Source organism: Brasilonema bromeliae SPC951 (assembly GCF_012912135.1).
Classification (GTDB): Bacteria; Cyanobacteriota; Cyanobacteriia; order Cyanobacteriales; family Nostocaceae; genus Brasilonema; species Brasilonema bromeliae.
Map to the genome: position 1 here is coordinate 1 of NZ_QMEB01000110.1, position 18,655 is coordinate 18,655.

At 45.4% G+C, this 18,655-nt stretch carries 26 protein-coding genes; 10 read left to right on the top strand and 16 right to left on the bottom strand.

Annotated features, from left to right (window positions below):
- Both DP116_RS15035 and DP116_RS15040 read right to left on the bottom strand, forming a co-directional pair.
- The coding region (locus tag DP116_RS15035; protein ID WP_169155958.1) for a hypothetical protein at positions 1-626 on the bottom strand (626 nt) is incomplete at its 3' end.
- Positions 627-684: 58 nt separating this feature from the next.
- Positions 685-891: a hypothetical protein gene (locus DP116_RS15040; protein WP_169155959.1), complete on the bottom strand. Its 207-nt coding sequence runs from the start codon at positions 889-891 to the stop codon at positions 685-687.
- A gap of 206 nt (positions 892-1,097) precedes the next feature.
- On the opposite strand from DP116_RS15040, the gene DP116_RS15045 reads away from it, so the two are divergent.
- The 4 genes from DP116_RS15045 to DP116_RS29975 are packed head-to-tail and all read left to right on the top strand — an operon-like array spanning position 1,098 to position 2,425.
- Positions 1,098-1,343 (top strand): hypothetical protein, encoded by a 246-nt coding sequence (locus DP116_RS15045; RefSeq protein ID WP_169155960.1) that lies wholly within the window; start codon positions 1,098-1,100, stop codon positions 1,341-1,343.
- A gap of 2 nt (positions 1,344-1,345) precedes the next feature.
- Positions 1,346-1,489: a hypothetical protein gene (locus DP116_RS15050; RefSeq protein WP_169155961.1), complete on the top strand. Its 144-nt coding sequence runs from the start codon at positions 1,346-1,348 to the stop codon at positions 1,487-1,489.
- Positions 1,476-2,246: a GIY-YIG nuclease family protein gene (locus DP116_RS15055; RefSeq protein ID WP_169155962.1), complete on the top strand. Its 771-nt coding sequence runs from the start codon at positions 1,476-1,478 to the stop codon at positions 2,244-2,246. The genes DP116_RS15050 and DP116_RS15055 overlap by 14 nt, the downstream gene beginning before the upstream one ends.
- 44 nt (positions 2,247-2,290) lie before the next feature.
- Positions 2,291-2,425: a hypothetical protein gene (locus DP116_RS29975; protein WP_281357428.1), complete on the top strand. Its 135-nt coding sequence runs from the start codon at positions 2,291-2,293 to the stop codon at positions 2,423-2,425.
- A gap of 539 nt (positions 2,426-2,964) precedes the next feature.
- On the opposite strand, the gene DP116_RS15060 is transcribed toward DP116_RS29975, so the two are convergent.
- From DP116_RS15060 to DP116_RS15130, 14 genes are all read right to left on the bottom strand, one after another.
- Entirely contained in the window at positions 2,965-3,372 is a 408-nt protein-coding gene (locus DP116_RS15060; protein WP_169155963.1) for a RusA family crossover junction endodeoxyribonuclease, read from the bottom strand.
- Between the two features lie 393 nt (positions 3,373-3,765).
- A complete protein-coding gene (locus DP116_RS15065) occupies positions 3,766-5,763 on the bottom strand; it encodes a hypothetical protein (RefSeq protein ID WP_169155964.1) in 1,998 nt (665 codons plus the stop codon).
- Between the two features lie 2 nt (positions 5,764-5,765).
- Positions 5,766-6,404 carry a hypothetical protein gene (locus DP116_RS15070; RefSeq protein WP_169155965.1) on the bottom strand — a complete coding sequence of 213 codons (639 nt, stop codon included), beginning with the start codon at positions 6,402-6,404 and terminating at the stop codon, positions 5,766-5,768.
- A 63-nt stretch (positions 6,405-6,467) separates the two neighbouring features.
- Positions 6,468-7,262, bottom strand: a complete 795-nt coding sequence (locus tag DP116_RS15075; RefSeq protein WP_169155966.1) for a hypothetical protein — start codon at positions 7,260-7,262, stop codon at positions 6,468-6,470.
- Positions 7,263-7,314: 52 nt separating this feature from the next.
- Positions 7,315-7,503 carry a hypothetical protein gene (locus DP116_RS15080; protein WP_169155967.1) on the bottom strand — a complete coding sequence of 63 codons (189 nt, stop codon included), beginning with the start codon at positions 7,501-7,503 and terminating at the stop codon, positions 7,315-7,317.
- A complete protein-coding gene (locus DP116_RS15085) occupies positions 7,500-7,991 on the bottom strand; it encodes a hypothetical protein (protein WP_169155968.1) in 492 nt (163 codons plus the stop codon). The genes DP116_RS15080 and DP116_RS15085 overlap by 4 nt, the downstream gene beginning before the upstream one ends.
- 282 nt (positions 7,992-8,273) lie before the next feature.
- Entirely contained in the window at positions 8,274-8,744 is a 471-nt protein-coding gene (locus DP116_RS15095; protein WP_169155970.1) for a hypothetical protein, read from the bottom strand.
- Positions 8,745-8,795: 51 nt separating this feature from the next.
- Entirely contained in the window at positions 8,796-8,945 is a 150-nt protein-coding gene (locus DP116_RS15100; protein WP_169155971.1) for a hypothetical protein, read from the bottom strand.
- Complete coding sequence (locus tag DP116_RS15105) at positions 8,914-10,209, bottom strand: acetate and sugar kinases/Hsc70/actin family protein (RefSeq protein ID WP_169155972.1); 1,296 nt, start codon at positions 10,207-10,209, stop codon at positions 8,914-8,916. Before DP116_RS15105 ends, DP116_RS15100 begins: the two co-directional genes overlap by 32 nt.
- 489 nt (positions 10,210-10,698) lie before the next feature.
- Positions 10,699-10,986 carry a hypothetical protein gene (locus DP116_RS15110; protein WP_169155973.1) on the bottom strand — a complete coding sequence of 96 codons (288 nt, stop codon included), beginning with the start codon at positions 10,984-10,986 and terminating at the stop codon, positions 10,699-10,701.
- Between the two features lie 69 nt (positions 10,987-11,055).
- Positions 11,056-11,265: a hypothetical protein gene (locus tag DP116_RS15115; protein WP_169155974.1), complete on the bottom strand. Its 210-nt coding sequence runs from the start codon at positions 11,263-11,265 to the stop codon at positions 11,056-11,058.
- On the bottom strand, positions 11,262-11,528 hold the full coding sequence (locus DP116_RS15120) for a hypothetical protein (protein ID WP_169155975.1): 267 nt from the start codon (positions 11,526-11,528) through the stop codon (positions 11,262-11,264). The genes DP116_RS15115 and DP116_RS15120 overlap by 4 nt, the downstream gene beginning before the upstream one ends.
- A complete protein-coding gene (locus tag DP116_RS15125; RefSeq protein WP_169155976.1) occupies positions 11,518-11,694 on the bottom strand; it encodes a hypothetical protein in 177 nt (58 codons plus the stop codon). Before DP116_RS15125 ends, DP116_RS15120 begins: the two co-directional genes overlap by 11 nt.
- Positions 11,695-11,761: 67 nt before the next feature.
- Positions 11,762-12,853: a hypothetical protein gene (locus DP116_RS15130; protein WP_169155977.1), complete on the bottom strand. Its 1,092-nt coding sequence runs from the start codon at positions 12,851-12,853 to the stop codon at positions 11,762-11,764.
- Between the two features lie 451 nt (positions 12,854-13,304).
- On the opposite strand from DP116_RS15130, the gene DP116_RS15135 reads away from it, so the two are divergent.
- From DP116_RS15135 to DP116_RS15160, 6 genes are all read left to right on the top strand, one after another.
- A complete protein-coding gene (locus DP116_RS15135) occupies positions 13,305-13,466 on the top strand; it encodes a plasmid partition protein ParG (protein WP_169155978.1) in 162 nt (53 codons plus the stop codon).
- Positions 13,444-13,740, top strand: coding sequence for a hypothetical protein (locus DP116_RS15140; RefSeq protein WP_169155979.1), 297 nt, complete (start codon positions 13,444-13,446; stop codon positions 13,738-13,740). The genes DP116_RS15135 and DP116_RS15140 overlap by 23 nt, the downstream gene beginning before the upstream one ends.
- A 148-nt stretch (positions 13,741-13,888) precedes the next feature.
- The gene (locus DP116_RS15145) at positions 13,889-14,029 is read left to right on the top strand and encodes a hypothetical protein (protein WP_169155980.1); all 141 of its coding nucleotides are present in this window, start codon (positions 13,889-13,891) and stop codon (positions 14,027-14,029) included.
- A 342-nt stretch (positions 14,030-14,371) separates the two neighbouring features.
- Entirely contained in the window at positions 14,372-14,566 is a 195-nt protein-coding gene (locus DP116_RS15150) for a hypothetical protein (RefSeq protein ID WP_169155981.1), read from the top strand.
- Positions 14,563-14,898: a hypothetical protein gene (locus DP116_RS15155; protein ID WP_169155982.1), complete on the top strand. Its 336-nt coding sequence runs from the start codon at positions 14,563-14,565 to the stop codon at positions 14,896-14,898. Before DP116_RS15150 ends, DP116_RS15155 begins: the two co-directional genes overlap by 4 nt.
- Positions 14,895-18,584, top strand: coding sequence for a PriCT-2 domain-containing protein (locus tag DP116_RS15160; RefSeq protein ID WP_169155983.1), 3,690 nt, complete (start codon positions 14,895-14,897; stop codon positions 18,582-18,584). Before DP116_RS15155 ends, DP116_RS15160 begins: the two co-directional genes overlap by 4 nt.
- Positions 18,585-18,655: the final 71 nt, after the last annotated feature.

Here is an 18,655-nt window from a genome sequence, read left to right on the forward strand (position 1 = left end):
TCGAGGATGGAGGCGATCGCCATTAGATGAGTATCCAAATTTTCTGTATCTGCCAACGCCTCAGAAATCTGCTCTGCGGTTTCGTAGCCGTTTTCTGGCTCATCCTCTACCAGGTTTACCCATTGCTCTTCGGCATTCTCCTCCGTGCTGGTAGAGTCAATAACAGAATCTAATTGCCGATTATCCACTGTGGTTTCTTTTGCGGACTCAATGGCAGCGAATATATCTAGTTGCCCATGATCTTGTGGCAATGGCTCCGGACTCATTTGCACTTCGGAAGCAACCTGGTCATGATGCTCCTGGCGCAGTTCTTCCCGCTCAGTTGGTGGTTCAGTTGGTGGTTCCTCAACAACTGGTTGAACATCCACTTCTTGGGTAACTTGTTGCTCAGCTTCAACGACTGGTTGAACATCGACTTCTTGGGTAACTGATTGGTTAACCCCTACAGCTTCGACAATCTGCTGAGACACTTCATTCTCGACGCCTAGCGCCTGGGCTGATTCTTTAATGCGTGCGATCGCCGCAAGTGCCGTTTCCACCTCGCCTTCTAAGCTGCGGTACTGGGTCAACTTAGCGTTGAGTTCTTGGATTTGAGATTCGATACCTTGGATCTGTTGTGCGAACATGGTTTTATCCTTTTTACTTAATTGTGATCCGCGTCTTTATTGGCGCGGATTTTGTGTTTTACGCAGCCGCCAAAAGTACAGGAATGACGCCACCAGACATAACCTGCAACCGACCAATCAAAGCCGTCCAACCTGTTTTGGAGCGTAAGTCTAGTCCGGAAAACCGTTTCTTGAAGTGCTTGGTCTGGGTACAGTGCAACCCGATGGACTGAGCTAGTTGGAACGCGCGGTTCTTGAGTTGTTGTAGTTTTGGCTGTTGGGTCACGTCCTCACCTCCGGTTGACCTGGTTAACTAACTTAATAGTAGACCAGGTTAACCTAAACAGTCAACCTGGTCTACTATTAAAACCATAGGTTTTTTGCAGGATTCTGAAGATACCATAGAAAAGCAGGTTGACTCGGTTAACTCAGGTAAGTTGACGTGGTTAACCTTCTTTTGTAAGATGAAGGGTAAGTTAACCAGGTCAACCCATGAAATTAGTTTCTTTCAAAGTGACTGATGAAATCGCTCTAAAGCTTGAGAGCTTGCAGGGTGATGAGAAGTCCATTTCTTTAGTCGCTAAACGTATTGTCGAAGAATCCTTGGAGAATGCATCACGAAAAATTCCAGTGGAAGAAAAGCTGGAAGCTGTTGAAGAAAAATTGGATTCCAAGATAGATGAAGTATTGGACTTGTTGAGGTCACAACTGCCGGGAAAGTCCCCCAAGGTTGTTTAACCATGTCTCAGCTTGATGTGGCGATCGCGCAAATTTATAAGCGATGTACTCCAACGCAAAAGAAGCTTTTAGCGCGTTGGACTAATGAAATAAAAGAAACTTTGCTATTGAGTCAATTTAGCCAATTCCGCAATGACAACGATTAAACCATCAGACATAGACTTAACAAGTCTTCCCTGGTTACCACTTGAAGAAAAAGCTGCTTTCCCAAAACGTCCTGCGATCTACTTTGCGATAGATTCTTTTGGTACTGTTCAATACATTGGAAAGTCTGTAAATGTTCGCCATAGATGGGGGAGCCATCACAGGTATGAAAAACTAAAAAACATTGGTAACATCAGGATAGCGTACTTGTTTGTAGACTTGCCTGAGTTACTGCCAGAGATAGAGCAAGCGCTAATTAAGCACTTTCACCCTCAACTGAACACAGTAAGATTTACAGAAACAAAACTGATTCGCACCGAAAGAAAATATATTGGTGCGGGTCTTCATCTTAAAGAGAAATACTTACAAGACAACAAAACCCGCATAGATTGCAACACACCGAGTTTTGAACAGTGGCTGCAGGATAATATTTCTTTCCGGGTAGAAGCAGGAGAAAACAGCTACCGAGCCAGGAAAGAGAGTTATACATCAAACGATTATTGGTATGCCGTAAAGAAGGTTGATGGGAAGTTGCACAAAAAGTTTATTGGCAAGAGTGATGAAGTGACATGCGATCGCCTAAAAGAAGTTGCAGATGTTATTAGGCAACCGCCCGTTAAAACGCCACCCAAGGCGGTTGTACAACCAGTTGACCAAATAAGCCTCGCACAGAAAATAACAGCTTTAGAAGCTCAAGTAACCGCGATGCAAGAGCAGTTAACTAAGTTGGTTGAATACCAGGGAAAAGTACTAGCCTGATTGCAGAATTAAAAGCAGTCAGGCATAAATACGAACAGACATTTGTGATTGTAGAAGAGGAGCGCGATCGCCACCTCAAAAAGTTTCGTCCTGCCAAAAGCGCCGACTCAAAAGCACTGTATGAAAAGCGGCTTTTAGCTTTTGTACAGGAGCTACTTGATCGGCTGCGCTCTATTTGACATCTCCCTGACCTAAAGGTACAGGGATTCTGAATGGATACTACGCAGCAGGGTAAACCCATGCCACTTCGTATTATTAGCTGTCACCCAGATTAAAGTTCTGGGTGGGACGTGTCAAATTCGCCCCTATTCACTCGATCAAGCTAAAAGCTTAACGTTGCGTGTACTTTTCTTCGTTACGTTCACGAGTCCGCACTTGCCAGAATGGAACACTCCTTGACCTGCCATTGTTTGCAGTGATAGGCTTGCTGCATTGCAGTAGTGACTTATATGCCGGGGTTTCACCGTACTAGGTCATTTCGTCGTGTTTGCGGTTATTCTTACTAGATAACATGCATTAGTATACAACACGTTTGTGATCAATTCCGGAAAGATCCACGGCAGGCTAAACCCTGTCTCGTGGGTTTCATCCCTTGCCTAAAGTACAAAGATACTTTCCTGAGTCAAGTATCTTTTCAAGGGTTTTCACCTCACCCCTTATAAGATTTTTTAGGCGGTTTCAGGAACCCGTTGTACCACGTGCAGCGGGTTTTCTTCGTTCAAGCCGCAAAAGCTTTAAGGTCTAGATCAATATATTCAATTTGCGCTGGCAGTATCCGAACCAGAACACCAATTGGCTTTTCTTCCCCGCGCTTCCCCTTAGTTCGGGCGAAGGTCCCGCTCGCCGCAGTTATATATGATGATGAGTCGTTTCCCAAAACTCCACCTTGTACCAACGCATCCAGCACGGCACCAACCAGGTTATCCACATCAGAGCTAGCAAAATTCACAAAATAGCATTCAATCCGCGCCGGCTTGGGCGCTTCTGGCAAGTTTAACCGGATCAGTTGTAGAACAGCATCACTCTTCCACGCTCCATAACCGCGTGCGGTATGCACAACACCGTTTCTCCCAAAACGGGGTCTTGCTTTGCCAATTGCGCGACCCTCAATCCAAAATTCGAGCATAATTCCGCGTGCGAGTAGCAACCGAACCGGAATGTACGTTAAGGACTGATTCCTGTGATAACAATAAAATTTCTACCTGACTCAATGCCTCATTTTTACCGTTTATTCAGGCAATGAGTGTATTTTTCCTGTGATAACAATCTTTATCACAGGAATAGACACTTTTAAGGGCAACGGTTCAAAGTCAGTGACAGTAAGCATCTTGGGCTTAACGTACATTCCTGTTCCAATGCTACTCACGGGCGAATTCAAAGTAATTGACGTTCAATAACCTGTTCAAGCAAGTGTACACTCTACAACAACAAAAGCGCCCACAACGTAAGCTGCGAGCGCGTTAAGGTTGTTTTTTAGATCTGCTTCACTGTTTGTAAAAATTTTTATAAACAGTGTTTTCTAAGCCATCAGGCGGTAAACTCTTCTATCTTCTGGTACGTCTACTTTCGTCCCTAGCACTGGATCTACCTCTTGTACGTGTTCTAAAATTTCTTGTGAAATAAGAAAATCAATTGCAATTCGCGCCAGGTCTGTGGGTCTATTCCACAGTTTCTTCAAGGAACGTTGATCGCGAATCTGTTTAAAGCTAGCGCTTTTATCTTCTCTGGATTCTAGGTAGAGCTTAATAGCCCTGGAAGCGTCCAGGAGGCAGGATTCAATAGTAACCTCATCTTCGTCAACTTCTATCGTTTCCTCCTCCTCTACTTCTTCCTCAGCATCAAGAGTTAAGTCGCCTAGGGTCTTACGTTCAAAGTGAGGTGTGATGCCGATGCGGTTGCCGCCAGTGGTCGTGAAGATGATGGAGGAATTGAACTCACCTTTGAGTAGAGCATCACGCAACTTGGTAAAATCGGTTCCTAATCGGGTGCGATCGCCTTTATCAGGCACAATCAAAGCTTTGGATATTACTTTGGGTAATAGTCCCAGTCCATCAGAGATGCGGTCTAAGTCCCCTTTGTCGGATTGCTGACAGTAGGCGATGGCAACGAAGTCCAGCGATTCACGAGTAGAGGCATCAATGCCCAAAGCTTCTACTGTGGCTGAGTGAGTGTCGATGTCAATGCAAACGCCGCAGCTCGCACCTTTGGTGATAAGTCCAATCAATTGACTATTCACTTTATCGGCGGTCGGCTCATCTTTTTTGACTGTTGACCAGGTTGCCAACCAATCAATTAAGGCAAGTCGCACCGGATGACTTTGAGCTAGAGCGTCTCGTTCTGATTCTGGCAGCTTGGCGCGTTCTTGGTAGATACCGTACACCTTGTTGAGCATTTCTAGCCCCACACCCTTAAAGCTGGTTCCGTCGCAAAAGGCATAGTTAGAAACAGGAATTCTGGGGTGAATCATTTCGCGCTTGTCAGCAACCACGAACACCTCAGCATTTGGGTAACGATCAAGCATGGCATTGTAGTACAGATATAGTACTGTTGTCTTACCAGCCCGTGAAGGAGCAACCAAGACTTTTGACTTAATAGATCCAGCCATTGATTTGATGATAGATTGCCCCATCTCTTTGGCTTGCTCAATGTTATTTACTGGTGTGCTATCCGGTAAAGCTTGTTGTCCAGAAACACCACCAAGTAATGCAGCAAACGGGCTTTGTTGCTGTTGTGCTTGAATCTGGGCTTGTTGCTGCATCATTTCCTTTTGCTCTTTGAGCGCCAGGTGTTGAAAGAATAATTCACGCTCTTGTGGTTCTAATGCTGCAATCAGCTTTTGGATCTGAGAAAATTCGTTAAGGGTGTCGCTGGCTGCTAAAGCATGTTGGTTGGTGTTATCAGAAACAACAAACCCGTGCTGCAAGTCCTGGTGACGTTGCTTAACCACCTTATCCGCTTCCATCTTGGTAGCCGTCCATGTTGTTCTTCGATTAGTGCGGTTTACTGGTATTGCCTCAGTTTTTTCTTTCAATGCCTGTTTGGCAATGAATCCAGATCCACCAGCAAATGCTGTACCAAACAGTGCTAACCCTACAGCCAAAGCAGGATTACCTCTTTTATCAGGCACAACCACCAAAGCTGGGTGAGAAACCAGCTTTTCAATATGGTCTTGGTCAATAGAGTAACTTTTTACTCCTAAGCACTTTGAGGTGTTAGGAACTGGGTTCGGGTTAAAACAGACAGTAAAAGTATCTCTCAGAGGAGTGGCAACAGCAGCAGCGAGCAGTAGTACACCTGCTAACAGCCCACCACTAATCATAAAGTGACGGGTAACGTTGATAGCTGTGTCATTCTGGGCTGGTTCTTTTACTTGTACTTGAACCGAGGGCTGTGGTGTTTCCTTGTTATCAGAAACGATTGCTTTACTTAGTGCTTCGGTTAAGTACTCCGCGCTTTCAGGGTGAGACAGTAAGCGTTCTAATCTTTCCCGGTCTTCTTCGTTAAAATCAGCTTGCATAATTAAAAGTTGAGTGGATTGTTGGAGGAAGTTGTTTTTTGTTGCCTGGTTTTGGGAGAAAGAAGAAATCTGATTATGGCGATCGCAACAACCGCATAAATTCCCCAAGTTGCTATCTGACCAAGTGAAATACTGCTTTGAGGTTGCTTCACCATGTACAACTCCACGCTGTGGTTAATTTCGCCGACTGCACTGTTCTGGGCGTAATAGTTCCAAAGCTGGCAACCCGCGTAACCCGTACCAATGGTCATAGCTCCCAGTCGCACTATGCTTGCTTTCTTTCCGGTTGCTGCTTCTGTACCAAAAATAAGGCAACCGACTAAACCAACTCCTAGCCCTAAACCAGCACCACTTGTACCAGCAACGGAACTAATTCCAATTGTGATGGTAAGTCCAGTCCCGATAGAGGAAACTCCACCAGAGAAGTTTTGTTTACTGGTTAGGTCATCTACATCACTACGATCAGTTGACTCTGCCCGTCGCTCATCTTCCGTTAAGTCCCGCTGATCCTCGCCTCGGTAGCTGGGAGCACCGAAAAAGTTATCACTTGCTTTTGGCTGGGGTGCTTGTACTTTTGTTTCGGTTTTGGGTGGTTCTATACCCGAAATCGCCATAAATGCGTCAAAATCTTTGTTGTTCATTGCTTTTATCTGGTGGTGAATATCGGTGCAGTAGTGGGCAAAACTGACTGCACCGAATCAAAATTAAAGTCCTAATACTCTACGAAAAACACCAGCTGCGTTACGCATAACAGTGTTGAACTGACCGACCGCACCTCCCTTTGGTGCGACCGTGTCATACACGGGCTTAGCTGGGGCAGAAAGTGCGTTTTGTACAGGAGTGCCGTACTTGCCTAGCGCACCCAAGTACTTCATGTATTCAGCGTCCATCTGCCTGAAGATTTGAGCGCGTAAGCTGTACTGGTTCTCGTCTTCAGGCTTTAACTTGTCCTTGAGTTTTTCAGAATGAGTAGTGGCGATCGCCGCCAGGTCTTTGAGAAACTGAACCCGTGCCAGAATCAACTTGCTTTGAGTTTCGGCGGTAATTGTCTGAGAAGCGTATTGTGTTTCAGCTTGGATCAACTGATGGGAGGACTTGAACTCAACCCCTGCCAGGTGCAAGTCCTTGGCAACTTCCATCAGGGATTGAGCGCCGTCATAGCGCTTTTGCATAATGGCAAGGATGGACTTGGCGGCTGACACCTTATCATCCACCATCTTCTCGTTTACTTTCGAGTAACCTTTAAGGAACTTAGCTTGTTGGCTGGCACGTTGAGCAGCATCACCACCTTGCTTAATGGCGTCGCGGTCTAAGTCCACCAGGGCTTCTTTGCCGGGAGCATTGAAAAAGGTACGACTTACCCAATTAGCTGGTGTAGTTTCAAAGCTACGAGTTATTGGGTCATCACCAGGGGTCGCGGTGTCAATCTCATACAGTGTGGGGTCAAGCTTGTAATCTTCAGCTTTGAATTGTTGGCTTGAATCTTCGGTAAAGTCCATGATTTCTCTCCTTTTTTGGTAACTGGGTTAGTCACCTCCCCAGCGTTTTTGTTTAATCGTTGTCGCGTCTGAAGTATTCAGGGTCAAGGAAAAGAATCAAAGCTATCAGGCGGTCGTGGCGGTCATAACACCGATTGGCATAAAGGTTTTTTGGTTGCCAAGTACCGGGGTAGTAGCCTTCCCAATATTTGTAATACTCCTGTAACTGGCATTCGGCTAGGTACGCAAGATATTTAATCATGCAGCCTCCTTGGTGGTGAGTTGAAAAACTTGGTTGATGATTTCCTGTTCCTCTGGTGTGCGTGAGCGTTGACCGTCAACTTCTCGAAGAATGATTGCACCAGCCCTGGCTAATTCATGTGGCACACCGTGCTTTATCAAGTCGTCCGTCGTTGTCTCTACCGAAGTTTTCAGCCTCGCATTGCCTACGGTGCACTGTTCTTGAAAAGCGGACAATAACCCTTCTGCCTGGGCGATAGTCAGCCCATCCAAAATGTCAGCTACCTCTACCACCGCCTCATCTTGGACAAGAAGATGTAACGAGGAATCTTGCCAAGCGTCACAGATGGTGTAGTGCTCGCCCATCATCTCTTGACCCATCAGAAAATTAGTCAGAAGAACCCGCACTTGGATTATTTGAGAGCGGTCTAACTGTTCTAGATAGCAGCCAAAACGCTGCGTTAACAGGTTAATGGTCGAATCTTCGATAAAGTAAGTAACTGGATGCATATTCTCTCCAAAAAGTTTAGTACGTTATGTTTTAGGGGCTGTTTTTACAGCCCCCGTTTTTTTACAAACCACAAAAGCTTTCAAGGTTGGAGGTCAAAGACACTTGTTCCCAGACCGCCTGTTCGACACGTGCAAGGGATAGCTTGATACTTACCCGCGTGTTGTTCTGAGCAAACTTGTAAAAGTTTGCATAATCACCTGTGACTCGTAGAAAGTGCCATTCACCGGGATGGTTGCTGATCAAGTATTTTTTGTTGGGTGAAAGTCTGTTGAGCGCGTACATTAGTTTACCTCCCTATCAGCGACCGCAATTAAAACAAGACTCGCGCCAGTAGCAGCGGCGAAAATCATCGTCAGTCCGAGATAAGCGCGTCCTTGTGCTGTGAAATCTGGTTGAGAGAAGTCTTTGCTGGCAATTTTGAACTGAGCCACGCCTAAACATCCAAGACTCAGACAAGCACTTAAACCCGCGCAAACCACAGTTGATGCCGCTACGCGAGTAAGCGCTCCTACAATGCGATCGCCCATTGATGGCGCGCTTCGCGACTCCTTTATTCTTTCAGGGCTATACCATGCTTCCTTTGGTGGCGTGTATCCTTCTGGCAAATCTTCAGTGAGCACCTCATCACACGCTTCGGCTGCATCACCGAGAAGTATTGATTTGTGGATGTCGGTATCACTAACCTGCTCTTGAACTTCTTTGATGAGTTTGAGCGCAATGGCTACTTTTTCGTTTTGGTAAATTGTTAGCATTACTTCACTGATAATTGTTTGTGAGCCGGATTGTGTCCGGCTTTCCTGTGTTTAACGAGATTCGACAACAGCCTTCTCAATCACTTTTCTTAGCCAGTAGTTAGGCTCAATTCCTTGCTGGCTGCAAATATTAAGAATGTCGCCCACAAGCGCTTGTGGGACATTGTAGTTAAGCCGTGGCGGCTTGGTCGTCGTGGTCATCTGTTGCTATCTCTTTAATGGTTGGTAACTGCAAAATGTTTGACGGTTTTTGAATCAAGTAATCAAGCACTCCCCTCACTGCGATAAGTCCCAAATCTTCAGGGAAGATGAGGTTTTTAGCATCTCCTCCCGATTCAATGATTTGTTTTTGGATGATGCCTTTGACTGAGGCGATCGCAAACCCTCCACCACAAAAAATCACTGGTGAACGACGCGAGATATTGACCAGGTCCTCTAGTGCAAAACCTGCTGGACTTTCTCTAAGCCACTGATTGATGGCAAAGGTGATATGGTTGCTCACATCGGATTTTGTGAAGTCTTGGGCGACCACCTTGCCGTTGGTCCATTCACTCTTTTCTAGGATGGTGGACACCTGGGAACGGGTGAGGTAGTTGCTAGAATCTCCGTTCGATAGGGCTTTAGCAACTTCGCGCTTGAGTGAAGTGATACCACCGCCGCCGTGATAGCTATCCTTGGATTTCTTACTGGGTAACTTATTCAAGATACTGAATTCAGAAATCTGGAATGTTCCCGCACCCAAATCCGCAACATATAGGGTGTTGTGGTTTGGGAAGCAGTTTTTACCGTGTATTGCACCGCCATGACCCTCCACAAAGGATTGTTGGTTACTGGTGAAGTTGAGGCGGTATTTGATGCCATTAATGGTGAGCGCTTTGCAGCTTTTCAGTTTCTTCTTGAGTTCATCCGGCTTAGCAATGCTCAGTGTTGCTAGGTCAATGGTTAGCGTGCGTTGCTTCGCTGATTTCCCGGTAGAAAGCTTATCCAAATTTGGGGTAACCGAGATAACCCCCATCAGGAGAATGTGGAAGTACTCCACCTTCGCATCACTCTTGTCGGTCATCCAAATAGGATTGGGATAGGCTTGTGCTCTATCTCCTACCACCCAGTGCTCTTGCTTCTTAACTTTGACTGGCTTACCCTTCTCGTTTACCTCGGTAGGATGAACCTCCTCCAGTTCCAGGGTAAAGCCACCATAATCATTGCCAGGAGAGGAGTCTAGTCGAGCCACGCAAGAAGTAAGCTTGTCTATCTCTATTTCCTGTCCATCAAAGTACTCCAGGGATTTACAAGAACTTCGTCCCAAGTCAGCAACCAGTAAAAAGGGTCTTAGTGGCTCCTTCTGACTCTGCTTTTTGGGCGGTTGAGCTTCCACAGTGCCGTCAGATGTCGCCTCATCGGCGTTTTGACTTTCTGAGGTTTCTTGCAAATCTTCGGTAAGTTGTTCAACCTTTTTTCTGGGCATTTTTAGTTCTCCTTAATTAAGGGTGAAAAATCGTCGTCGTAACTGGCACACACTAAAGGTAGTACGTGCGTGTTGTATTATTTGCTTTGAGTAATTCCGTACAAAAACGCTGTTTGAACGGTGCTTTTTTGTTTGCGACAATCGGGCAGTGCTCGCGACAGGCTTGCGACATGGCTTGCGACAATCGGGCGATCCTCGCGACACTTTTTATGAGCGCTCAGGGCAGCCGCGACAGGCTTGCGACCGTTAAACAAAATCCCGCGACAAAATCCCGCGACAGCCGCGACAGGCTTGCGACAAAGGCTGCGACAATTTACCCCTGTTCGCGACGCCAAAAGTGTCGCGGGGTAAAATGCCCCTTTTTAGTACCTCCTCGCGCTGCGGCAGCCCAAAAACGGGCAACGGGACAACTATTTTTATGCGTATACTTTCGCAGAGTGTACGGAGATGATAGGTACTGCAACCATATGACAGTTACGACATAGTTATTTATCGAAAATAGTATGTGTGCATCAAGTGACTTGCGCAAGAACCAGCCAAGGCTATTAGTTCCTGTTCTTCCAATACGTTATAAAACGTCGGTAACAATCCATATCCGCCATCCGTAAGCCCCGGTATATCCACACCTAGCTCTTCTAAAGTCTTGGAAAGAGTTTGACCTTGGCGAATAGCATCAGCTACTGCATGAAGTAGAGATGCAAGGTCGATGTAATCAAGGTTGGGTACAAATTGTGTCACTTGTTTAAGATTTGTGACGGTTTCATCGGTTATGAACATGGAACTGTCCTTAAGGGTACGAAGTGTTTTGCGTGGTTGTGTTGTAGCGTTTTATAGTGACTGAGATGTCTACTTCTTTTTGGCTGTGTAGTTGTAGCGATTCCCGGTTTCGTCCAAAACGAAGTGTGGGGTTTCCAAACCGTGTTTCTCTGCAAGTTGCGAAACCGTATTAACTCCTGTGGAGATAACGCTACCTGAGTACTCATCGCCGGGGTCGGCGCTGGCAACTGGAGAGGAATTGTCGGTAGGTTCAAAAAACCAGTTTGCTATGTTTATCATTCGGTTGCGCTCTCAAACATGGAGCAGGGCAGTAAGTTGAGAGCATTCAAAGCAAACTGGAGTTGAAAAATATCTTCATCATCTGCGCGTGAAAGTATGGTCATAAGCTCGTCGAACTCTTCTTGTTTGAGTCGCACTGAGGTTGCATATCGGTTGAGATCGTTTTCGTGGTACTGGCGTAGCACATCTACGAAGCAAGAGCAGTGCCAGTCATCGACAAGCTGAACAGCCGTCAAAAACTCAAATTGCGCCTTACTGAACATGATTTTTACTCTCCATCTTCTTGGCTAGTGCTTGCATGATCAAGCTTTGCAGGTGAAACAGGGCATCGGCTGAAAGAGTGGCAAGCGTTTCCACGTCCAAACTCTCAAAAGCGTCAACACCGAAGAATTCTTGGAGTTCAATGAAATTTTGGTAGTCTTTCGACATAAAATCCTCACTGGTTGGTAACTGCCGTTGGTGGTGGCAGATGCCAACCGAGGGGCTAGCTGAAAAACTATTTTGAGTGTTGGTAAATTCTTAACTCAATGCCCAGTCTGACGCAGTAGTCAACCGCAATACTGTAAACTGATTGTGCATTGTCGCCAAACAAATAGATAACTTGCTGTTTGTCTTGATGATGGAACCCATAGACTTTTACCTGTCCGATGGCATGTTTCCAGTCATCGGCGTCTTTTACTTCAATCACTTCAATATCAGTTAGTACGTCTATCCTCCCAACTGGGGGGCAGTGTACTTCACGTTGCCCGTTGAGCATTAGTGCGATCGCATCGCTCACCGCCATTTCGCGTTGTGTTTTGGGCGGGTAACTTATGACTGGCTGTGGTTGTTGTTGTAGAGGTGGTTTTGGTGATGATGGTGTCTGGGGTTCGGGTTGCTTACATTGTTTCCATCGTATGATTGCAGACCTCCAGTATTGCGCGTGGTCAGAACTCATCTTTGCAAAATCTGGAAAAAGTTCTTCAACTATAGAAACCCCCGCAGGTAATCCAGTTACTCTCTCCCAGCCTGCTTTAGCTTCTTCAGTTTTACGAGATTGATTTTTTCTTTCCGCTTTATTCGCTAGTTGTCGCAGCGTTTTATTTTTTATGGATTCTTCTTTGTGGGACGGTGGTGTAATGACTACCTTAGCCTCTGGATCTGGTTTTATTTCCGATTGTAAAGTTACTCGTGGCTTCCGCCGTGAGTTTGGCTTCAGAGATATAAGTGAACGACGAAATTCATAAGTTTTCACAACGGCTTCCCAATCTTCATCTGTATATATTGGCAGCTTGTAATCTGGCATTGCTTTAAAAACATTGGAAGCATGAGGTACTGTACCAGTCAGCCGCCGCCACTGCTGCCTGTAATTGCAATATGGTGGCTCTTTCGGTTCTTTTGGTCTTTCTACTTCAAGTTCTACTTCTACCACTATTAACCTTTCGTGATATTTTTTTGTTGGTCGTGCTTTTACTGTTCTGCGACCAACAGGCATCAATGCTATTAACTCTACTTTGTTATTTTTAGGTTGGCTTGCTTGGTATGTAGGTTTAAACCTATTTGCATACCTCTTACTGAACCAGTAAGGATAAAGTAAGTGTGATCCCATTATTTATACCTTTTAATTAGCTAATTAGAAAACACTTATTACTTTCGTGTTCTCTAGATAACCTCAAAAAGGCAACTTTGTTTTACGGAGTCACTAACAAGATTCCTCTCGTATTAGCGCAATACCGCCACTTTTAAAAAAAGTGCTGGGGGCGAACTATGCAGAGGTGCATAATATTCCCATGCTTTACAAAGCTTGATTGAAACTCCTGCAAGCCGCAGTTCACTTTGGTGTACCCGTTGCCTGCTTTGTTTCTTTCAGAGACATGCGAAGCTCACCCACACAGTGCTGGAGTTCTCCCCCTGGCTGCGTTTGGGCTTGTTTTCTGTCTATGAATTCAATATAGCTCACAATAGTCATAGTGAACAAGTGAACGTTATTTAATTCACTAATACAATGTGCTGTACGATATAGAGGATACTAATACACAAGTAAACAAATGTACTCTTAAATGGAAAAAGAAGTATTTGTTAGGGGTAGAGTCCCAGAATCAGTACGCGCACGCTTTAAAGCAGCTTGCGCACTAAAAAATAAAACTATGGATAGTGTTATGGAAAGTTTAATTCTTGAATGGCTAAAGGAAAATGAAAATGACCCAAGACCAACCAAGTAGACTTGACCGGATAGAAGCGATTCTGGCTGACATTGCCACTCAGCAAGCTGGCAACACTCAGGCGATCGCCCAATTAGCCGAAAATACCGACCGCGTTTTGGCTCGCAGTGCAATTTTGGATGACGTGCTTTTGGAACTGCGCGAGAATTCCGAGCAACACCAGCGGGAATTTGAACAACATCAGCGAAACTTTGAAGAACATCAAAGAACGACCAATGCTGCTTTGCAAAGCTTAGAAGCAATATTGCTGCAACTTATCAGGCGAGGTAGTTAGTCGTATCATCAGTTCTCCTGATGGATCTCTGGATAACTTGCGAGAGCAACTATTCAAGTTAGGGAAAGGAATTATGAGCAAATGTACTAGCGTGGATTTACAAAACTTCGCATCAGAGTGCAGGTTAGTCAATCACCGGAAAAATAAGATGCCACTAGTTAAACCAGACAGAAAACTTCTTCAACAAATAGCGGCTTACATTGGCAGCTTGCTCTCGGCAAGGGCGATACGCGGAGCGTCAAGCCAAGGACTTATCGCCAACGTCAAAGCCGCTTACCTATTTTTTTAGGCAAGCCTGAGATGGAGGAAAACGCTGTGTAATCAGCGTTTTTCAACCGTTTTTTGATAGAAATAGATTATTTTTGTATTCGCGCTTTCGGCGAAACTTGTTACATACTGGGACAGCGTTAAAAAAAAAGGTTTGCTTTTTAATGCGCAAACACTCTTTTCCTCCCCTTTTATCCCAAGCGAAAGATGCCGTGTCCGTACACTCAAAAGCAACCCAAAATTCTTAAAGTTTTCAATTTCTCCAATTTACGGCATTTTTAGCAGGCGCGCTACCGCCTTCGGTGGCAGAAAACGAGTGAAAAGCATTAAAAAGCTGCCCTCTGTAACCAAGGAGCAGCTAAAAATGGCTTTTTCAAAAGCTTTCGAGAGAGAACTTTCATATTCTTCTCATAATTCAAGTGTAACACGGCTGAGCGCTATTAGGTCAAGCCTTTCGGCAATTCTCAAAGCACCGCCGCCAGGGGAATTGCTGTTAATTAAAATTTTAATTAACAACGGCGCTATACAACAGGTTTTAGCGGTAGGAGGTGCAGCATGAGTGCATCTTCTCCATTCAAGCCAGTAAATTTTACGACTCGTCCTGATGTTTTAGAATTTATCATCAAATACTTTGACAGCACTGGGTGTTACCAGTGTGCTAATCTTGGCGAGGCTGACTGCTACAGCATTTTTTACCTTGCAAAAGATGGAGGTAGCGAATGTGGATGGATATACGACAAAGAGGAATATATAGAGGTTGAGCTTGGAAACCTAGAGGAATTAGCAGCACTACTTCAAAAATTCGACCACAAGCTATACTGCTCGCTTTCTTCATTAAATAATCGCTTTCTTTCCATTTTTCATCTAAGCAATGGTGAGGTGGCAGCATGATTACCACTTCGCGAACACGTTTTAGATTTGCAGTTAATACCAGCGGGAAAGACAAAAATTGGGATTATAAGCTCTTAACCAATCGTTACCGCGATAAAGAAGGGACGCTAGAAGATGTACAGCGCCATGTCGCGAATGGTCACGCTCTACTTGTTGGGTTGTTGGGTGGTAAGTCGCGCAGTAAAGCCAATGTTATTGGTTCCGATGTACTTCTACTAGATATTGATAACTCCACACCGTTGTTAGATGCGGATGGCAACCCCGTAAAAGGAGAAGATGGGAAGATTATCCCAACATACAGCCACGAGTTGACGCTTGAAGATGCACTTGCTCACCCATTCATTCAAAAATATTGCTGCCTCATTTACACCACTCCGAGTCACAGACCTGACTGGCACAAGTTTAGGCTGATATTTTTATTGCCTGAATATTTGGAAGGTGGGGATACGGTAGAGGTGTGCATACGTTTTCTGATGCAGCACCTACCGCATGATCCAGCATGTAAAGACGCTGGACGTGTGTTTTATGGGAACTCTAAAGCTGAATTCCCACTGGTGCAACCTGGTGTTACTTTGCCGATGGAATGGGTGGAGGAAGCACGGGCGATCGCGCAGGAAGAAAGAATTCTTCATACTGAGCGCATTAAGCAATTTGAGGCACGTAAAGCAGAAATCCGGGCAAGGAATGATGCCGAAGGATGGGATAACGACAAGTTAATCCAACAGGCACTCAGCTTCATTCCACCGCGTAATCCTGGCTCAAACACCTATGATGAATCCCTCGCGGTGCTAATGGCACTGGTGGATTACTATGGACCAGCGGAAGCAGAAGCTGTTGCTGAGCAGTGGTCGCCTTCTGTCCGTGGGACGGATTGGAATGTAGGCAGGAAAATTAGGAGTTTTAAACGCGGTGGCACTGGTATTGGATCACTTTTCCATATTGCGAAACAATATGGCTTTAAATTTCCAGCGATTCAGAATTACACGGCAGTATCCACCCCGCAGGATATAGAAGCCGCTGAGGATTGGGAAGAAGGCTTAGACCGCTACTTAAATGCCAAGAAGTTAGAAGACTTTTTGGGCAAAACCCTAAAGCGGGTTAAAAAGTTTGTATCTCAAGCGCCCAAACATCTAGGTGTTAAGGGGTTTGCAGAGAAGGCACAGCCAAAATCTGATGATAACGGTGTTATCAGTTTTGCAAAGGGCGATCGCCAAAAGTTAATCACTGTGCTTGTGGAGCAGGCAGCAAGGGAAGGAAGAAAGCTAAGAATTCTCGATACCTCCGAAACCGGAGCAGGAAAATCTCACGAGTGGGGTGAGATTTCCAACGGGTTACTAGGGATTGACAAATTATTTTATTGTTCGCCGACGCACCGTAATCCCAGCACCTCAACTGTTGAGAAGAATTTTGCGGATCTACCAGTAAGGCACAACGGGCTGTTGGTAGATGAAAATAAACCACAAACCGCATTGGGTAACGCTCACGTGCGCTGGGCAAAAAAACAGATAGGCGAGCAATCAAATATCACCCCAAACTGCAAAAATGCCGAACAATTTCATATTTATTCAACCAAAGGCTACCACGAAAGTGTAAATTCAAGTGCTGGCATTAATCCAATTTGTAAAAAATGCAAATTTGCTCTTGGTTGTGCGGGGGTCAAAGATGAGGATGGTAATTACATTATGGAGCCAGTGGAGGGCTACACCTTCCGATTGGAGCGCCAAAAGGTATTAAAAGAATATGCTAAAATTCGCGCTTCTTTGGATTCTCTTCCAAGCATCACGACAATGCAGGAGCCAACCGAAGAAGGGCAACCAGGAATTAGAGCGGGGATTATTGTTGATGAATTTTACGCCCAATACAGATCCACAAACCTCACCCAAGTGAGTCTAGCTGAATTTGATAGTACTTGGGTTTTCCTCCAATCGCGCGAGGCTTTTATTCTGGAGCACTTGGCGCAAACGGAAGAATTAATCGAGTGGAAGCGGCAGCAACTCGAAAATGCAGCCAATGAGCAGGAGATTAAAAAACTGGAGCAAGAAATCACCGACCTCGCGCATAACTATCAAGCAGTTAAGGATCTGGTTGAGAAACTGCCTGGTGCTCTGGAAACAGTTAAGCCCATTATCTACTCCATTCGTGGGGTTTTGAGCGGGGAAGAAATTGATGTTACCCAAGAAACCTTCTACGGTTGGAACGAGTTGCAGCTGCGCGAGGTGATTGGTGAATTGCCAGAGGGACTGCAAGAAGCAGCAAAAGTACTAGCGGCAGTAAAACCCAGACTGGAAACGCTGCTGGATGGCATAGAAGCGGATAGCGTAAGCCAGGAGGGGATTCAAGGTAACTCCAAGGATAAGAAAGGTAGCTCCCCAGTTCTGAGGTACATTCGTGGTCAGTTCAACAAAGAAGCGAATCAACAGAAGCGCGATCGCATTAAAAACCTGCCAGCTAACTGCATTGTCCCCATTTTAAAAACACTGGCTGGCGAGCGCGGGTCCTTCCGAGTAAAACATGGGACTTTGGAAATCGTCACCGCAAATGACCGTCACAAAGAACAATTGCTTGCTGCTGACTTAGCCGTAGTACTAGATGCCACTCTCACGCCACAATCACTTGCCCAAAGCTTAGGGATTGACCCATCCGAGATTGTCGTCATCTGCGAAGAACGGAAATCTTACTCCAATTTAACCATCAAACATGTCCGGGGGTTGGGCAAACTAACGCGCAACCGCTCTAAGGAATTACAAGAAAGGTTGGACGCCCTGTTGACCCATTTGGAGGAGAAGCACTTAGGATTAGGAATAATTGACCACTTGGCAACTAAACGCGCTGGCGATGGTCACTGGTTCAACGATAGCCGTGGAACCAATGTTTACCAACACAAGGAAGCATTAATTACCATAGGTAGCCCTTATCAGGACATTGGTTCGTTAGCGATGGTCTACGCTACCACAACGGGTGACAAGAATACTACAAAAGGTAATCCCAAGTTTGACGCTTATGTCCAAGAGCTTAAGGAAGTAGAAGTTATCCAAGCTGGTGGACGACTACGCGCTCATCGTCGTCCGGACGAGCGACTGATCTGGTACATCGTTACCGACGAGGACATCAATTATCTAAAAGGTGCTTTTCCGGGTGCGACCTTTGAGGAGGTAAGCGCGTTCTCGATCACTCCTGATGCTGGCAGTGAAGGCGAGAGAACTTTGGGTACTGTTTTTGCTGCGATCGCCAAGCTCGCCCAAGAAGATGGTCGCGAAACTATCACCCAAGCCGAGGTAGCTCACACAGCGGGACTTGCCCAAAGCACAATCAGCAAAGCCATTAACCGCGATGAACTAGTAGCCAAGATTGGTGGTTGGCGCGGATTTAGAAAATTATTCCAAGCTCTATTAGATGCTCCTAGGGGTTGGAATAATTTATCTAAGAAATTGCAAGAAGAGTTCGGTGAGGATGCCTTGTTTGCGATTGAAACGTATCTACCTCTGGTTCTCCAAGATAATGACCAGAATGTGGAAAATCTTGCTAGTGAGTGCACTAATCTAGCTCAAACTGTTGGATGGGGGGCAATACAAGCGTTTTTGCACCTCATGCCAGTGGAAAGCAGAGTAAATATGCTTAGCTTCTTGGTTGGGCTGCTCAGTGATGATTGGCAGGAAGAATTTCTACACCTCATGCCAATCGCCTAACCCAATCCAGAAAATTATCGCCCAAATGTCAACTGGGCTAGTCGCTACATTGAAAGTTTTTTCTCTTTATT

Excerpts from the sequence above, each read along its gene's own strand:
- DP116_RS15055 (WP_169155962.1), top strand. The coding sequence starts at position 1,476 with ATGACAACGATTAAACCATCAGACATAGACTTAACAAGTCTTCCCTGG.
- DP116_RS15135 (WP_169155978.1), top strand. The coding sequence starts at position 13,305 with ATGGAAAAAGAAGTATTTGTTAGGGGTAGAGTCCCAGAATCAGTACGC.
- DP116_RS15100 (WP_169155971.1), bottom strand. The coding sequence starts at position 8,945 with ATGACCACGACGACCAAGCCGCCACGGCTTAACTACAATGTCCCACAA.
- DP116_RS15105 (WP_169155972.1), bottom strand. The coding sequence starts at position 10,209 with ATGCCCAGAAAAAAGGTTGAACAACTTACCGAAGATTTGCAAGAAACC.
- DP116_RS15095 (WP_169155970.1), bottom strand. The coding sequence starts at position 8,744 with ATGCTAACAATTTACCAAAACGAAAAAGTAGCCATTGCGCTCAAACTC.
- DP116_RS15115 (WP_169155974.1), bottom strand. The coding sequence starts at position 11,265 with ATGATAAACATAGCAAACTGGTTTTTTGAACCTACCGACAATTCCTCT.
- DP116_RS15155 (WP_169155982.1), top strand. The coding sequence starts at position 14,563 with ATGAGTGCATCTTCTCCATTCAAGCCAGTAAATTTTACGACTCGTCCT.
- DP116_RS15080 (WP_169155967.1), bottom strand. The coding sequence starts at position 7,503 with ATGATTAAATATCTTGCGTACCTAGCCGAATGCCAGTTACAGGAGTAT.
- DP116_RS15050 (WP_169155961.1), top strand. The coding sequence starts at position 1,346 with ATGTCTCAGCTTGATGTGGCGATCGCGCAAATTTATAAGCGATGTACT.
- DP116_RS15160 (WP_169155983.1), top strand. The coding sequence starts at position 14,895 with ATGATTACCACTTCGCGAACACGTTTTAGATTTGCAGTTAATACCAGC.
- DP116_RS15125 (WP_169155976.1), bottom strand. The coding sequence starts at position 11,694 with ATGTCGAAAGACTACCAAAATTTCATTGAACTCCAAGAATTCTTCGGT.
- DP116_RS15065 (WP_169155964.1), bottom strand. The coding sequence starts at position 5,763 with ATGCAAGCTGATTTTAACGAAGAAGACCGGGAAAGATTAGAACGCTTA.
- DP116_RS15150 (WP_169155981.1), top strand. The coding sequence starts at position 14,372 with ATGGCTTTTTCAAAAGCTTTCGAGAGAGAACTTTCATATTCTTCTCAT.
- DP116_RS15110 (WP_169155973.1), bottom strand. The coding sequence starts at position 10,986 with ATGTTCATAACCGATGAAACCGTCACAAATCTTAAACAAGTGACACAA.
- DP116_RS15120 (WP_169155975.1), bottom strand. The coding sequence starts at position 11,528 with ATGTTCAGTAAGGCGCAATTTGAGTTTTTGACGGCTGTTCAGCTTGTC.
- DP116_RS15045 (WP_169155960.1), top strand. The coding sequence starts at position 1,098 with ATGAAATTAGTTTCTTTCAAAGTGACTGATGAAATCGCTCTAAAGCTT.
- DP116_RS15085 (WP_169155968.1), bottom strand. The coding sequence starts at position 7,991 with ATGCATCCAGTTACTTACTTTATCGAAGATTCGACCATTAACCTGTTA.
- DP116_RS15075 (WP_169155966.1), bottom strand. The coding sequence starts at position 7,262 with ATGGACTTTACCGAAGATTCAAGCCAACAATTCAAAGCTGAAGATTAC.
- DP116_RS15140 (WP_169155979.1), top strand. The coding sequence starts at position 13,444 with ATGACCCAAGACCAACCAAGTAGACTTGACCGGATAGAAGCGATTCTG.
- DP116_RS15130 (WP_169155977.1), bottom strand. The coding sequence starts at position 12,853 with ATGGGATCACACTTACTTTATCCTTACTGGTTCAGTAAGAGGTATGCA.
- DP116_RS15145 (WP_169155980.1), top strand. The coding sequence starts at position 13,889 with ATGCCACTAGTTAAACCAGACAGAAAACTTCTTCAACAAATAGCGGCT.
- DP116_RS15070 (WP_169155965.1), bottom strand. The coding sequence starts at position 6,404 with ATGAACAACAAAGATTTTGACGCATTTATGGCGATTTCGGGTATAGAA.
- DP116_RS15060 (WP_169155963.1), bottom strand. The coding sequence starts at position 3,372 with ATGCTCGAATTTTGGATTGAGGGTCGCGCAATTGGCAAAGCAAGACCC.